Origin of the sequence: Pseudomonas sp. EL_65y_Pfl2_R96 (genome assembly GCF_963970905.1) — a bacterium.
Classification (GTDB): domain Bacteria; phylum Pseudomonadota; class Gammaproteobacteria; order Pseudomonadales; family Pseudomonadaceae; genus Aquipseudomonas.
Window position 1 is genome coordinate 42,535 of record NZ_CAXAQH010000019.1, and the last position, 15,165, is coordinate 57,699.

The 15,165-nt window shown below is 60.0% G+C and carries 12 protein-coding genes; 2 read left to right on the forward strand and 10 right to left on the reverse strand.

Annotated features, from left to right (window positions below; all coding sequences use genetic code 11):
* Window positions 1–61 precede the first annotated feature (61 nt).
* Window positions 62–1,840: an acyl-CoA dehydrogenase C-terminal domain-containing protein gene (locus tag AACY49_RS19025; RefSeq protein WP_339525719.1), complete on the forward strand. Its 1,779-nt coding sequence runs from the start codon at window positions 62–64 to the stop codon at window positions 1,838–1,840.
* 225 nt (window positions 1,841–2,065) lie between these two features.
* Here the strand turns inward: AACY49_RS19025 and AACY49_RS19030 are convergent, their stop codons facing one another.
* Entirely contained in the window at window positions 2,066–2,986 is a 921-nt protein-coding gene (locus AACY49_RS19030; protein WP_258698765.1) for a LysR family transcriptional regulator, read from the reverse strand.
* Window positions 2,987–3,155: 169 nt separating this feature from the next.
* On the opposite strand from AACY49_RS19030, the gene AACY49_RS19035 reads away from it, so the two are divergent.
* Entirely contained in the window at window positions 3,156–4,439 is a 1,284-nt protein-coding gene (locus AACY49_RS19035) for an aspartate aminotransferase family protein (protein WP_339525720.1), read from the forward strand.
* A 301-nt stretch (window positions 4,440–4,740) separates the two neighbouring features.
* Here AACY49_RS19035 and AACY49_RS19040 read toward each other — a convergent pair whose 3' ends face one another.
* The 9 genes from AACY49_RS19040 to AACY49_RS19080 all read right to left on the reverse strand — a co-directional run bounded on the left by AACY49_RS19040 (window position 4,741) and on the right by AACY49_RS19080 (window position 15,035).
* A complete protein-coding gene (locus AACY49_RS19040) occupies window positions 4,741–6,573 on the reverse strand; it encodes a S9 family peptidase (RefSeq protein ID WP_339525721.1) in 1,833 nt (610 codons plus the stop codon).
* Window positions 6,539–7,714, reverse strand: a complete 1,176-nt coding sequence (pqqE, locus tag AACY49_RS19045; RefSeq protein ID WP_339525723.1) for a pyrroloquinoline quinone biosynthesis protein PqqE — start codon at window positions 7,712–7,714, stop codon at window positions 6,539–6,541. The genes AACY49_RS19040 and pqqE overlap by 35 nt, the downstream gene beginning before the upstream one ends.
* A complete protein-coding gene (pqqD, locus tag AACY49_RS19050; RefSeq protein WP_052967135.1) occupies window positions 7,686–7,961 on the reverse strand; it encodes a pyrroloquinoline quinone biosynthesis peptide chaperone PqqD in 276 nt (91 codons plus the stop codon). The genes pqqE and pqqD overlap by 29 nt, the downstream gene beginning before the upstream one ends.
* Entirely contained in the window at window positions 7,958–8,710 is a 753-nt protein-coding gene (gene pqqC, locus AACY49_RS19055; protein WP_339525726.1) for a pyrroloquinoline-quinone synthase PqqC, read from the reverse strand. The genes pqqD and pqqC overlap by 4 nt, the downstream gene beginning before the upstream one ends.
* Window positions 8,711–8,841: 131 nt before the next feature.
* Window positions 8,842–9,753 carry a pyrroloquinoline quinone biosynthesis protein PqqB gene (pqqB, locus tag AACY49_RS19060; RefSeq protein ID WP_258698770.1) on the reverse strand — a complete coding sequence of 304 codons (912 nt, stop codon included), beginning with the start codon at window positions 9,751–9,753 and terminating at the stop codon, window positions 8,842–8,844.
* Between the two features lie 84 nt (window positions 9,754–9,837).
* Window positions 9,838–9,912: a pyrroloquinoline quinone precursor peptide PqqA gene (pqqA, locus tag AACY49_RS19065; protein WP_009045898.1), complete on the reverse strand. Its 75-nt coding sequence runs from the start codon at window positions 9,910–9,912 to the stop codon at window positions 9,838–9,840.
* Window positions 9,913–10,068: 156 nt separating this feature from the next.
* Window positions 10,069–12,507 (reverse strand): pyrroloquinoline quinone biosynthesis protein PqqF, encoded by a 2,439-nt coding sequence (gene pqqF / locus AACY49_RS19070; protein ID WP_339525729.1) that lies wholly within the window; start codon window positions 12,505–12,507, stop codon window positions 10,069–10,071.
* Between the two features lie 38 nt (window positions 12,508–12,545).
* On the reverse strand, window positions 12,546–13,340 hold the full coding sequence (locus AACY49_RS19075) for a carbon-nitrogen hydrolase family protein (protein ID WP_339525732.1): 795 nt from the start codon (window positions 13,338–13,340) through the stop codon (window positions 12,546–12,548).
* A gap of 12 nt (window positions 13,341–13,352) precedes the next feature.
* Entirely contained in the window at window positions 13,353–15,035 is a 1,683-nt protein-coding gene (locus AACY49_RS19080) for a flavin monoamine oxidase family protein (protein ID WP_095052657.1), read from the reverse strand.
* Window positions 15,036–15,165 lie beyond the last annotated feature (130 nt).

A 15,165-nucleotide genomic window follows, 5' to 3' on the forward strand; every position in this document is an offset into this window, starting at 1 on the left:
ACTCGGACACAACGAAATCACTATTCTACGAACCACCTGTTTAGATCCTGCGAGGTTTGCCATGGCTGACTACAAAGCGCCCCTGCGCGATATGCGCTTCGTCCTCAATGAAGTTTTCGAGGTCGCCAAACTCTGGGCCGAATTGCCTGCGCTGGCCGAGACTGTCGATGCTGAAACTGTCGAAGCCATTCTGGAAGAAGCCGGCAAGGTCACCAGCAAAAGCATCGCGCCCCTGAGCCGTGCAGCTGACGAAGAAGGTTGTCACTGGGCCGACGGTGCCGTCACCACCCCGGCCGGTTTCCCGCAGGCGTATCAGACCTACGCTGAAGGCGGTTGGGTCGGTGTCGGTGGCGATCCGACCTACGGCGGCATGGGCATGCCCAAGGCTGTTTCGGCGCAGGTCGAAGAAATGGTCAACTCCGCGAGCCTGTCGTTCGGTCTGTACCCGATGTTGACTGCCGGCGCTTGCCTGTCGATCAACGCCCACGCCAGCGAAGAGCTGAAAGCGGCGTACCTGCCAAACATGTACGCCGGTGTCTGGGCCGGTTCCATGTGCCTGACCGAGCCGCACGCCGGTACAGACCTTGGGATTATCCGCACCAGGGCCGAGCCCCAGGCCGACGGCTCCTACAAAGTCAGCGGCACCAAAATCTTCATCACCGGCGGCGAGCACGACCTGACCGAGAACATCATCCACCTGGTACTGGCCAAACTGCCGGATGCGCCAGCGGGACCGAAGGGTATTTCGCTGTTCCTGGTGCCGAAGTTCCTGGTCAATGCCGATGGCAGCCTCGGTGCGCGCAACCCGGCGACCTGTGGTTCGATCGAACACAAGATGGGCATCCAGGCGTCCGCGACCTGCGTGATGAACTTCGACGAAGCCTTGGGTTACCTGGTCGGCGAGCCGAATAAAGGTTTGGCGGCGATGTTCACCATGATGAACTACGAGCGTCTGGGTGTCGGCATCCAGGGCCTGGCCACTGGCGAGCGCTCCTACCAGAACGCGATCGAATACGCTCGTGAACGTCTGCAGAGCCGTTCGCCGACCGGCGCGCAGAACAAGGACAAAGTGGCTGACCCGATCATCGTCCACCCGGATGTACGTCGCATGCTGCTGACCATGAAAGCCTCGAACGAAGGCGGTCGTGCCTTCTCCACTTATGTGGCAATGCAACTGGACACCGCCAAGTTCAGCGAAGACGCCACTACCCGCAAGCGCGCAGAAGATCTGGTCGCACTGCTGACCCCTGTGGCCAAGGCATTCCTGACCGACCTGGGGCTGGAAACCACTGTTCACGGCCAGCAGATTTTTGGCGGCCACGGCTACATCCGTGAGTGGGGCCAGGAACAACTGGTTCGAGACGTGCGCATTACCCAGATCTACGAAGGCACCAACGGCATTCAGGCGCTGGACCTTGTAGGACGCAAGATCGTTGGCAGCGGCGGGGCGTTCTACAAACTGTTCGCTGACGAGATTCGTCATTTCACCGCGACGGCCAGTGCTGACCTGGCGGAGTTCACCAAGCCGCTGAATGACGCGGTGGACACTCTCGACGAACTGACTGCGTGGTTGCTGGACCGTGCAAAAAACAACCCGAACGAAATCGGCGCTGCTTCGGTCGAGTATCTACAAGCATTCGGTTACACGGCTTACGCCTACATGTGGGCTCTGATGGCCAAGGCAGCTTTCGGTAAAGAAGCGCAGGACGATTTCTACGCGAGCAAACTCGGTACGGCACGGTTCTATTTCGCACGTTTGCTGCCGCGTATTCACTCGTTGAGCGCGTCGGTGAAGGCGGGTAGCGAGTCGCTGTTCCTGCTGGATGCAGGACAATTCTGACCCTGTAGCGTTATGTAAGCATTCTCTTACATGACGTGCTGCTGTTTTCCCATAGGCGCAGATTGGATCCAGAGCTAATCTACTTCACATGGACGTCGCGCAGGAAGCGCAAAGCAATAACACGGACACGTAGGATTCTGCCAGGACGGCGGAGTGAAATGGATGTCAGGGAAACAGTCTGCAAAGCCCCGCTTCGGCGGGGTTTTCTTTTGCCTGCAAAAAAGTTCAGCTCAACCCATCCAGGGCTGTCGGGCTGCGCAAGTGCTCATCCATCACCTCTTCCAGCAATGTCCGCAACAATGTCAGCGAAGCCTGTTGCCGCTGCACATCACGACACACCAACCCGACTTTCAGTGGCACCCGCGGTTCGCTCAGTGGTTTCCACAACAGTGCCTGGTCGCCATGGGTATTTTTCGAGCGTCCGGGCAGCACGGTCGCCAGTCGCGTGTGCGGCAGGCTGTCGAGAATCCCCGCCATGTTGTTCAGTTCAGCCTGTACCTGCGGGCGACGTCCCAGATTGGCTAATTGGGCCTGCCAGATCTGCCGCACCTGGAACTCTTCACCCAGTAGCAACATGGGTAACTCGGCGGCCTGGCTCATGGAGACTTTCTTGAATTCCCGCAACGGGTGGTCCGCCGGGATGACGAGCGTCAGTTCATCTTCGTACAACTGCACGCCGTGCAAACCCGGCTGACGGGGCGGCAGGTAGCTGATGCCGATGTCCAGAGAGCCATTGAGTAGCCGCCGCTCGATTTCCAGGCCCGTCAATTCATAGATCTGCACCACCAAATGCGGCTGCGCCTTGCGCACGCGTTCGAGCATCTGCGGCACCAGGCTGGAATGGACGGTCTGCAGCACGCCGATGGCCAAGGTTCGCAGCGCCTTGCCTTTAAAGTTGCCCAAGGCTTCGCGCGCGCGTTGCAGGCCATCGAGCAAGGGCAGGGCATGGTTGTAAAGCGTGTGGGCCGCCAGGGTGGGCAGCAGACGTTTGCTGCTGCGTTCGAACAGGCTCACATCGAGGTTTTGTTCGAGTTGACGGATCTGCTGGGACAACGCCGGTTGGGAGATTGAAAGCCGCTCGGCGGCCCGACCGACGTGGCCTTCTTCGTAGACCGCGACGAAATAACGCAGTTGCTTGAAATCCATAACTAATACTTATCGAAAATGCTGAGAAATCGAAATGGCCCAGTGCCTTGCCTGCGCCTAGTCTAACCGCATTCACAGGGCTTACAGGGCCAGAAAGCACGATGAATACCGGTTACGACGATGGTGTTTACATAGGCAAGGCAAAAAACCTCGGACGAGGTTTTATCCGATGAATCTGTTCAACCTGCGACGCAAGGCTCCGAGCCTTGACGACCTGGCGATGGGCGCCTCCCTGCCGCCCGGAAGCGACAACTTTTCCAGCGAGTGCCTGATGCCCAGCGTCGAACGGCCGGAACAGATTTTCGTGCGGGGCCAAGGGTCCTGGTTGTGGGACAGCGATGATCGTGCTTATCTCGATTTCTCACAGGGTAGCGGCGCCAATAGCCTCGGACACAGCCCTTCAGTACTGGTCAAAGTGCTTTCGGAACAGGCTCAGTCGCTGATCAACCCAGGTTTCGGTTTGCACAACCGTGGCATGCACAACCTCGCCGAGCGGCTCTGCACCAGTACCGGTAGTGATCAGGCGTACCTGCTCAACAGTGGCAGCGAGGCCTGTGAAGCGGCTATCAAACTGGCGCGCAAATGGGGCCAGCGACATCGTGGCGGTGCTTCACGGATTATCGTCGCCAGTAAAGGTTGTCATGGCCGTAGTCTCGGGACGATTTCGGCGTCGGACAGTTCGAATCTGGTCAACCGATTCGAGCCGCAGCTGCCGGGCTTCAGTCATGTCCCGTTCAATGACCTGCCAGCCTTGCATGCAGCCGTGGACGCTCAGACTGTTGCGATCATGCTCGAACCGATCCAGAGCGAGGCCGGGGTGATTCCGGCCACCGAGCACTACCTCAAAGAGGTCGAGCGCCTGTGTCGTGAGCTTGGCATCTTGCTGATACTCGACGAAGTGCAAAGCGGCGTCGGCCGCTGCGGCACCTTGCTCGCCGAACAGTCCTACGGCGTGCGGGCAGATATCGTCGTGCTCGGCAAAGGGCTCGGCGGTGGCGTGCCATTGGCGGCGTTGCTGGCGCGAGGCAAGGCCTGTTGTTTCGAGACCGGCGAAATGACCGGTACTCATCACGGCAACGTGTTGATGAGTGCGGCCGGTCTTGTCGTGCTCGACAACGTGCAGGACAAGGGTTTCCTCGATCATGTGCGGGAATCTGGTCAGCATCTGTGCGAAGGCTTGAGTCGTCTGGCTCATCGCTACGGTCACGGCGAATTGCGCGGCCAAGGGCTGCTCTGGGGCCTTGGTCTGTCCGACGACTCGGCTGACGCCGTAGTCAAAGCGGCGTTGTACGAAGGCTTGCTGCTCAACGCCCCGCAACCCGATTGCCTGCGCTTTACCCCGGCCCTCACTGTCAGCAAGGCCACTATCGACGAAATGCTCCTGCGCTTGGCCCGCGCCTTCTCCCGCGTACGCACCGCGCAACTGCAGTGCCGCAAAGGGATTGCAGTCTGATCAGACCCGCCTTACACGAGTTCCCGAACCGTCTCGCGGTATAACGCAGCGCCCTACGCCTGAATCTTTTGGCGTGGGGCGTTTTTTTGTCTTTATCACGGTGCTTGGAGAGGGGCGCGATCCGACTCCACATGTTCCGGGGATCGTGCATGCGGTGTAGATCATCGCCAAGCGCTGAGTTTTTCAGCATCAGGTAGATCGCCATCGCGAGCAGGCTCGCTCCCACATTGGAATGCGTTTCCCTTGTGGGAGCGAGCCTGCTCGCGAATGGGGCGCCACATTTTTGTGCCGAGCGCAGGCTTCAGTCCGCCAACGCCATCACCCGCCGATAAAACAACCACTCCTGCTCCAGCGCATGGGCCTGATTGCCAGCCTTGCGAAAGCCATGGCGTTCGTCGGCGTAGTAATGGGCTTCGACCAGAATGCCGTTGTCCTGTAGCGCCTTGACCATATCGCGGGTCTGTTGCGGCACCACCACGGCGTCCAGTTCACCCTGAAAGAAGATCATCGGAACGCTGATGTTGTTCGCGTGCAGCAACGGCGTGCGTGCGGCGTAGCGTTCAGCGTCCTGTACCGGGTCGCCGATCAACCAGTCCAGATAATCGCCTTCGAACTTGTGGGTGACACGGCCCAGCGCGACAGGATCGCTGACGCCATACAGGCTGGCGCCTGCGCGAAAAACTTTGTGAAAGGCCAGGGCGCATAACGTGGTGTACCCACCGGCGCTGCCGCCACGGATAAACGCCTTGTTGCCGTCGATCAGTCCGCGTTCGGCCAGGTAGCCGACCACCGCGCAGGCATCTTGCACATCCACCTCGCCCCAGCTCAAATGCAGCGCCTGGCGATAAGCGCGGCCGTAGCCGCTGCTGCCTCGGTAATTGAGGTCGGCCACGGCGAAGCCACGTTGTGCCCAATACTGGATTCGCGGGTCGAACATCGGGTAGCAGGCCGACGTCGGGCCGCCGTGGATGAACACCACCAAGGGCGGTTGCGTGTCGCCGGTCATCGCCGGGTAGAAGTACCCATGGGCCTCGCCCGAATCACTCGGATAGCGCAGGGTTTGCGGGCGGCTGATCTGTTCGGCGGGGAGCGGTGCAACGCCACCGGCGAGTGTCTTCACCTGCCGGGTTTTGCGGTCAATGGCAATCACCGCCGCCGAACTGAGCGGCGAAGCGGCGATGCAGTAGATGAACTGCTCATCCTGTGCGAGATGGCGGAAACGACTGTAGTCGCCCGTGAAATCGTCACAGGAACCCTCGCCGTGACGAAGCCCCAGTCGACCAAAACCGCCTTCGCTCCAACTCGCCAGATAAGTGTTGTCGCTCAACGGCAACCAAGTGCAACCACCCAGTTGCCAAGGTGCCGGTCCATGGTCGGCAGCAGCACTCGGGAGTGGGCTCAGACCGTTGGCCGACTCCACCCACGGCTGCCAGAAACCGCCGCGATCGGTCAGGCAAAACAGACGGCCGCTGTCATCGAATCTCGGTTGTTGCAGTGACTCCTGAGCATCGTCGCCGGCCACACAGCGTGGTTGCGCAAAGGTGTGATCGCTCTGGCGTTCGGCAACCATCAGGCGAGTCGCGGTCCAGGGCTGATGCGGGCGGTTCCACTCGATCCAGGCCAGCCGCCGACCGTCAGGACTCAGGGTCGGTGCCGCGTAGAAATCGGCACCCTCGGCCAGCAGATGGCGTCTGCCGTCAGCCAGATCGATAGCCACCAGGCGATGTCGATCGCGGTTCTCTTCAACCGCCAGCACCTGCCCGTTGGCGAATTGCAGATCGCCGTAACGGCATTCACTTGAAGTCAGCACCTCAGGCGTCTCATCTGTCAGCGATTGCCGATACAGCTGCTGATCGGCCTCGTTGACGAAAACCAGCCCGTCGTCGGTCAGGCAAAATGCACCGCCGCCATATTCGTACACCCGGCTGCGCACACTGAAGGTGGGCGGTGTCAGGCAATGAGCCTGGCCGTCGCGCCACTGCCAGATTCGGCAGGCGGCATCCTCGGGGCGGTATTCGTTCCAGAACAGGCCATGCTTGCCGATTTGCAACTCGGCGAAGTCGATGCCGGCCGCGACAGCCCTGGCGGCGCTTAAGGGTTCAGCTTTTGGCGATGAGGCGTGAGTTTCGTTCATTGCGAAAGGCCAGTTGTTCGATGGTCTGGGTCGCGTGCTCGGCTTCTTCGCGGGCCTTGAGAATCACGCCGTGATGTTCCGACTTGCTGCACACCGGGTCGGCATTGCTCGCGTCACCCGTGAGCATGAATGCCTGGCAACGACAGCCGCCGAAGTCTTTTTCCTTCTCGTCGCAGGAACGGCACGGCTCGGGCATCCAGTCGTAACCGCGAAAGCGGTTGAAGCCGAACGAGTCGTACCAGATGTGCTGCATGCTGTGGTCGCGCACGTTGGGAAACTGCACCGGCAGTTGTCGGGCGCCGTGACAGGGTAGGGCGGTTCCGTCCGGTGTGACCGTCAGAAAGATACTGCCCCAGCCGTTCATGCAGGCTTTCGGGCGTTCTTCGTAATAGTCCGGCGTGACGAAAATCAGCTTGCAGGGATGCCCTTCGGCTTCAAGTTTTGCGCGGTATTCATTGGTGATGCGTTCAGCGCGAACCAGTTGTTCCTTGGTCGGCAACAGGCCGACCCGATTGAGCTGCGCCCAACCATAGAACTGGCACGTCGCGAGTTCGACGAAGTCCGCTTCAAGGGCGATGCACAGCTCGATGATCCGGTCGATCTTGTCGATGTTGTGCCGATGGGTGACGAAGTTCAGCACCATCGGATAACCGTGCGCCTTCACCGCGCGGGCCATTTCGAGTTTTTGCGCGAAGGCCTTTTTTGAGCCGGCCAAGAGGTTGTTCACCTGCTCGTCGCTGGCCTGAAAACTGATCTGGATGTGGTCCAGTCCGGCCTTCTTGAAGTCGCTGATTTTCTGTTCGGTGAGGCCGATACCGGAGGTGATCAGGTTGGTGTAGAAACCCAGCTTGCGCGCCTCGGCAATCAGCTCGGCGAGGTCTTGGCGCACCAGCGGCTCACCGCCGGAAAAACCCAACTGCGCCGCGCCCATCTCCCGGGCTTCGCGAAAGACTTTGATCCACTGCTCGGTGGACAACTCTTTGCCCTGCTCGGCGAAATCCAGCGGATTGGAGCAGTACGGGCATTGCAGCGGACAGCGATAGGTCAGCTCGGCCAGCAACCACAGTGGCAGGCCGATTTCAGGCTTGGGCGGTAACTTGTCTGACACGGAATCAGGCAAGTTCGATCCAGTGCTGAGCACGGGCGACCTCCATGAATTGCTCGATGTCATCACCGAGCTCAGGCACGTCGGGAAACTGCGCGCCCAGTTCGGCGATGATCGCCGCGACATCCCGCTGACCATCAATCAAGCCGCCGATCAGCGCGGCGCTGTCGTTGAGTTTGATCATGCCTTCCGGGTAGAGCAGCACATGGCCTTTCTGCGCCGGTTCGTACTGGAAGCGGTAGCCGGTGCGCCATGTCGGGGTTTTGCTGCGATCGAAACTCATAAGGTGATTCCTTTGTGCCAGACCCGCTGCCCGGTCACGCTGTGGTACGGCGGGCGGTTCAGTTCGTAGGCCATGCTCATGGCATCGAGCATGCTCCAAAGAATGTCCAGTTTGAACTGGAGAATTTCCAGCATGCGCTCCTGGCCTTCTCGCGTGGTGTAGTGCTGCAACGTGATCGCCAGACCGTGCTCCACATCCCGGCGCGCTTGCCCCAGACGCGTGCGGAAATATTCGTAACCGGCCGGGTCGATCCACGGGTAATGCTGCGGCCAGCTGTCGAGGCGCGATTGGTGGATCTGCGGCGCGAACAACTCGGTCAGCGAACTGCTGGCGGCTTCCTGCCAACGGGCCCGGCGAGCAAAGTTGACGTAGGCGTCCACGGCGAACCGAACGCCAGGCAGTACCAGTTCCTGAGAACGCAGCTGATCCGGGTCGAGGCCGACCGCTTGCCCTAGACGCAACCAGGCTTCGATACCGCCGTCTTCGCCAGGGGCACCGTCATGGTCCAGCAGGCGCTGAATCCACTCGCGACGAATCTCGCGGTCCGGGCAGTTGGCCAGGATAGCGGCGTCCTTGAGCGGGATGTTCACCTGGTAATAGAAACGGTTGGCGACCCAACCCTGAATCTGCTCGCGGGTTGCCCGGCCTTCATACATCGCCACGTGATACGGGTGATAGATATGGTAGTAGGCACCCTTGGCGCGCAGGGCCGCTTCGAATTCGGTGGGGGACATTGCGGTGTCAGTCATTGCGGTTCTCCGGGGGAACAACCGGTGGATTCTTTGGTGTCTGGTCGGACGTCTTCGCGGGCAAGCCTCGCTCCTACAAGGGGTAGCGCTATCTCTGTAGGAGCGAGGCTTGCTCGCGAAGAGGCCATCCGCTACAAAACAATACTCATGCCGTCATACGCCACTTCAACCTCGCGCCGAACCAACTCCGCACGCTCCGGCGAATCCTCGTCGAGAATCGGGTTGGTGTTGTTGATGTGGATAAGCACTTTGCGCTGTTTGGGCAACTGTTCCAGCACTTCGAGCATGCCGCCGGGGCCGTTCTGCGCCAGGTGGCCCATTTCCCGGCCAGTGCGCGTGCCGACGCCACGGCGCTGCATCTCGTCGTCATCCCACATCGTGCCATCCACCAACAGGCAATCGCTGCTGGCCATGATCGTCATCAGCGATGCGTCGACCTTGCCCAGGCCCGGTGCATAGAACAGTTTGCCGCCGGTGCCCAGGTCTTCGACGATCAGACCGATGTTGTCGCCCGGGTGCGGGTCAAAGCGATGTGGCGAGTACGGCGGGGCGGCACTACGCAGGGGCAGCGGGGTGAAGCGCAGGTTGGGGCAGGCCGGGACGGTGAAGCTCTGATCGAGTTCGATACGGTTCCAGTTCAACCCGCCGTTCCAGTGGGTCAGCATGGTGAACAACGGGAAACCGGTGCTCAGGTCTTCGTGGACCATGTCGGTGCACCAGACCTGATGCGGGCAGCCTTCGCGCAGGCTGAGCAGGCCGGTGGTGTGGTCGATCTGGCTGTCCATCAGGATGATTGCGCTGATGCCGGTATCACGCAGCGCGCGGCCCGGCTGCATTGGCGCGAAACTCTGGAGCTGGGCGCGGATGTCCGGCGAAGCATTGCACAGTACCCAGTTCACACCGTCATCGGAAATCGCGATGGACGATTGAGTACGTGCCTCGGCCCGCAGGCTGCCGTCGCGAAAACCTGCGCAGTTCACGCAGTTGCAGTTCCACTGGGGGAAACCGCCGCCGGCGGCAGAACCTAGAATCTGGACAAACATGGCCGCTCCATCATTGAAAGCTGAAAATAAAAACGCCCCGGCGAGCCGAGGCGTAGCACTGCATTCTCTACCAGACGGCAGAGCTTAGCGGCTTGCGAAGTACATGGTGACTTCGAAGCCGATACGCAGGTCGGTGTAAGCAGGTTTGGACCAGGACATAGAAGCGCTCCTTCAGGTGGATGGGACAGTCGAGACCTATACATATAGTCCACCTCCAGTCGGAGATGTTCAGATAGTTAGGCGGCTATGTTACTCAAAATTACACAGCGATTGGCCACGAATCTTTGAGAAAGCTAATTGCAGCACCGGTAATGATCATTTTGCCACTTGCCAAGGCGCCCCGGAACAAGGCCCGCTGGCCAGACAGCGCCATCCGCCGTCGGCCCGATTCAGTCGTTGTGCCGCCGCCAGCAAGGCTTCACGGTCGATCATCAGAATTGCCTGAGGCAGACGATTCAGGTAGTCAGACGAATGGCCGGCCAGTTTGCCTTGCCAGAGCAGTTCGGCGGCCTGGGCGTTGGGCAGGGCGGTGTTGTCGAATTGATCGGCCAGAGCTTGGCGCTGATCGATGTAGGTCGCGTCATCGATGCTTTCGATCATCCCTTCCAGTTTGCTGAGGAACTGTTTGATTTGCTCCAGCAAATCCAGAGGCGCGACGCTCGGTGATTGCACGCCAAACAGCAGCCCGGTCTGACCGTTTAACTGGCGTAGTCCGCTGAATACGGCGTAACCGAGCTGCAGCTCCACCCGCAGGCGCTGGTAGAACGGCGTCTGGCATACGTGTGCGAGCAAACGCCAGGCGGCCTCATCGGCAATGTCATGGGTTGCTGTCGGACAAAAGAGTAACAGTGCGGGTTCGCTGGAGCCGGTATCGACGGCGTTCCAGAGATGCTGCGAGCGAATCGACGGAGGCGGCGTCAGTTGACTGTCCGCAGTGCCGGGAATACGACTCAAGGCAAGCCCCATCGCCGCTTGTGTCTGGGCAGACAGGCCTGTCGCCAGGCCATCCCAGCGTGCGCTCGACCAGAGTTGCTGCAGGTCATCTGAGACTACGGTGTGCTCAAGGCATAGATCGGGCAGTGCCTTGAGCAATTGTCGAATCGGCATCAACGCAATGGACGCCGGCTCTTCCTGTGAGAGATCGGCATCAGGTTTTGTCAGTTCTTTCAGCGCATGTTCGAGGACTGTCGGCATCGGTTCCTGCAGCCCCGTCATCTTCAGCAGCCATTCATTGCCCGAAGCGCTGAAGGAAAAGTCGACGCCGGCCTGACGCGCATCTTCGCGCAGCATTCGCAGGCGGCTCTCCAGATTCGACTGAAGGCGATCGTGAGGTGCGAACTCCAGACGCCAGCGCAGATAAACCGCACCTTCATCCGTGTTATCCGGCAGCGCCTGGCTGAACTGCATCGGCGATCGTTCGCGGCGACTGCGTGAGCGATCCTGGGCAAAAGTCCGCAGGCCGCGATGAGCGCTGGTTTGGCCGCGAATCAATCCGGCATTCGGGGCTGGAGTCTCGGCGCGCAAAAACGGGTTGGGGGTCGGCAGTTGCCACTGGCCGGTGAAGTTATCCACAGCGCCAATTCGTTTGAGGATTGCCTTGAGGGCGACAACGCCCTGTTCGGATAATCCGGGTTCAAGCTGTTCGCTGTCTCGTCGGGCCAGTTGCAAGGCGCTGCTGACTTGCTGTTGGCGCTGCAGCAGAGCTGCATATTCTTCGCGCAACTCGACCCAATCCTGATGAGAGGCAAAAAAGCCCAGCCAATCCAGGAGCCGTTCGCGGATCATGTTGTCCGGTTGCGGGGCGTGGGCGGGCCGTGTGAATTCGATGTGCAGCAAGGCTTGGCCGGCATAGTGATAGAGCGGCGCGGCTTTCAGGTTGTCCGCCAGCCCATGCTCTCGCAGCTGCGCCAACAGGCCACCGGGTTTTTCGGCGTTCAGCCAGTGGCACAGGAACGCCAGCGCTTCGGGCGATGAGTTGGGCAGTGCTTCGAAGGCGAACAGCAGATCCAGCCGACGATCTCCAGCCTGTTGATAACTATTGTCTGAAGAATCCATCAACAGGGTGGGCTTTGTCTGAGGGACTTTTTCGCCGGGGGTAATAGCAACGGCAAACGCCTGCGCCATCTCCTTCAACTCATCGAGACTCTGTGGCCCGGCCAGGCTCAGCGTCATCTGCCCGGTCTGGTAAAACCGCTGATAGAAGTCCTTCAACGCTTGTTGAAATTCGGGCTGCGGTACCGGCAGGCTGTAGCGGTTTCCAGCATGAAACGCCCGTAACGGATGAGCCGCCGAGAGCCCGTCAAACAAAGCAAATTGCTGCTGGGCCGTCGCATCCCGCGACCAGGCGACAAATTCGGCGTGCAGCACTTCCCGTTCCCGCCGCTGATCGTCCGGATTCATACGCGGATGAGCGAGCATGTCTGACAGACGCTCCAGGCCATCCCTAAACGCCTGAGGTGGCAGCTCGAAAAAGAAGTCCGTCGTGCGTTCGCTGGTTCGCGCATTCACCTGCCCGCCATGACTCTGTACGTAGGCCATCAGCCCTTGCTCTGCGGGAAAGCGCTCTGTACCCAGGAACAGCAAATGCTCAAGAAAGTGCGCCAGCCCCGGCCAGGCCAGTGGCACGTCATGACTGCCGGCAGCGACCCGCAACGCGGCGGCGCAGCGCTTCAAATCGGGAGCATGACGCAGCGTCACCCGCAGGCCGTTGGCGAGGGTTTCAGTATGAAGGCGAGGGTGATTCAGCGCAGGCATGAGCACTTCCAGAACAGAGAAGCGCTAATGCTAGCGGATTAGGCCTTGTTCAGCTCGCCGTATAGCTCGGGACGGCGATCGAGGAAGTAGCGATTGGCGGCGCGGGAATCGATCATCAACTGACGATCCAGTTCACCGACAATCAGCGCTTCATCAAGTCCGGCCTGGGCGATGCGGCTGCCATCCGGCGCGGCGATGCTGCTTTGGCCGCAATACTGGATCTCGCCTTCGTGCCCGCAGTAGTTGGCGTAGGCCACATAACACTGGTTTTCGAAGGCCCGTGCGCGGACGGTGACGTCGGCGATGAAATCGTAGGGAATCATGTTCGCCGTTGGCACCAGAATCAGCTCGGCACCGGCCAAGGCCAGACGTCGGGCGTTTTCCGGGAACTCCAGGTCGTAGCAGATCAAAAAGCCAAGCTTCCAGCCGTTGAGTTCAACCAGCGGAAACTCATCCGGCCCGGCGCTGAACATCGAGTGATCGAGGTCGCCGAACAAGTGAGTCTTGCGGTAGTTGCACAACCGCTCGCCATTGGCGTCGATCAACTGCACGGCGTTGTAGATCTGCCCGTCTTCGGTGCGCTCCGGGTAGCCATACAAAATGGCGATCCCCGTCGTCTTGGCAATACGCGCGATTTGCTGTGCCGATTCACCGTTATGCACCTCCGCCAGCACACTGACCGCATCGATGCCGATGTTGTAGCCGGTCAGGAACATCTCTGGCAGTACCAGCAAGTCTGCGTCCTTGGCCTCCAGCGCCAGTTGATGCAAGCGTTGCAGATTACCTGCGACATCCAGGGGCAGCGGTGGACATTGGTAAAGGGCTACGCGCATTTCGGATTCCTCTTACTCGGGCAGGGCGATCGGACCGATCTCGTTGAACACATCTCCTGGGCCCGGGTTTTCGGCGTGAGTTTCACCACCGAAGTGTTTCATGATCCCCCACACCGCGTTGAGCGACGTCTGCACCGCGCCTTCGACCCAGGCCGGCGTCCACGAAACGTCGTCGCCGGCGATGAAAATCCCGCGCTGCTCGGGTGGCATGTCGTCCTGCATGAAGTGCGCGTACATGCGCTGGTTGTAGCGGTAGTGGCCGGGCAGGGCGCCTTTGAAGGCCCCGAGGAAATGCGGGTCGGCTTCCCACGACACGGTGATCGGATCGCCGATGATCCGCGCGGCGATGTCGACTTTCGGGTAGATCTTCTTTAACGCGTCCAAGGCCAGCTTCACGCGTTTTTCCACCGGGTGCGGGAGCATTTTCAGCGCGTCGCTCATCCACGAGTACGACAGGCAGATGACACCGGGCTTGTCGTCGCCGTTGTCGAAGAGGTAGGTGCCGCGGGTCAGGCGATCGGTGAGGGTCATGCTCATCAGGTCGCGGCCGGTTTCCGGGTCCTTGTCCTTCCAGAATGGGCGATCGACCATCACGAAAGTCTTCGATGATTGCATGTAGCGGGTGCGGTCCAGGGCCATCCACATCTTTTGCGAGAACAGGCTTTCGTCGCATTCGATCTGGGTAGTCAGCAGCCAGCTCTGGCAGGTGGTTAGTACTGCCGCGTATTCACGTGTGTCGCCGTAGTTATCGGTAACGGTAAAACGCCCGTTCGGTGCATGGGCAATTTTTTTCACGCCGGAACGCGGCGCACCGCTGTGCAGCGAGCTGAGGCTGGTGCCTTCAGGCCAATGCACGCAACGCTCCGGCACATGGCGCCAGATGCCCAGCGGCACCTGCTCCACGCCGCCGACTACCAAGTGCTGGTGATCGTCGCAGTTGGTCATCACCACGCGGAAGATTTCCAGCATCGAGTTGGGGAAGTCCGAGTCCCAGCCGCCAGTACCGAAACCAACCTGGCCGAACACTTCACGATGATGGAACGAGAGCTTGGCGAAGGCTTCGGAGGTGGCGACGAAATCATAGAACGTGCGGTCGTCCCACAGCGGCACCAAGGTGTTCCATAGTTCCTTGAGGCGCGGCACGTCGCGGTCCCGGATCGCTTGCTGGATATCGGAGAACTGCGAGCCGGCTTCCAGAGCATCCGCCCAGGCGTCAGCGACTTCCTGGAACAGTGCAGGAAGATCCGCCAGTTTCTGTGCGTAATGAGTTTTGCCTTCCAGATCGATTACCGTGCTGCCCGACGCAGGCGTCAGCGGGTTCGGGAAGGGTTTGGTCTGGAGGCCGAGCTTGTCGACGTAGTGATAAAACGCGGTCGACGATACCGGGAAACGCATACCGCCGAGCTCGGCGATGATGCCTTCTGCGCCGTTGAATGCCTGGGAGCGCAGGCGACCGCCCATCTTCGAGGCTTCGTAGACGACGGGTTTGAGACCCAGCTTCATCAATTCGTAGGCGGCCACGAGGCCCGCAATGCCAGCCCCGACAATCGCCACTTCGGCGCCGTGATTGTGCGCCGGAATGCTGCCCAGCCCGGCCGGGTGTTCGATCCAGTCGTCGAAGGCGAAAGGAAAGTCCGGGCCGAAAACGGTGACCGGTTTTTTACCGTCTGCAGGATGGCGATTGTTCTTGTTCATGGCTGACCTTGCTGGCGACCCGACGCAGGATGCGCGTCTGAGTATAGGAAAAGATGGCAGCCATTCTAGAGAGCGTAGAACACGTTAATAAGACGCAATGTGTCGTCGTTTTGCTAATTGTATGAGCAAT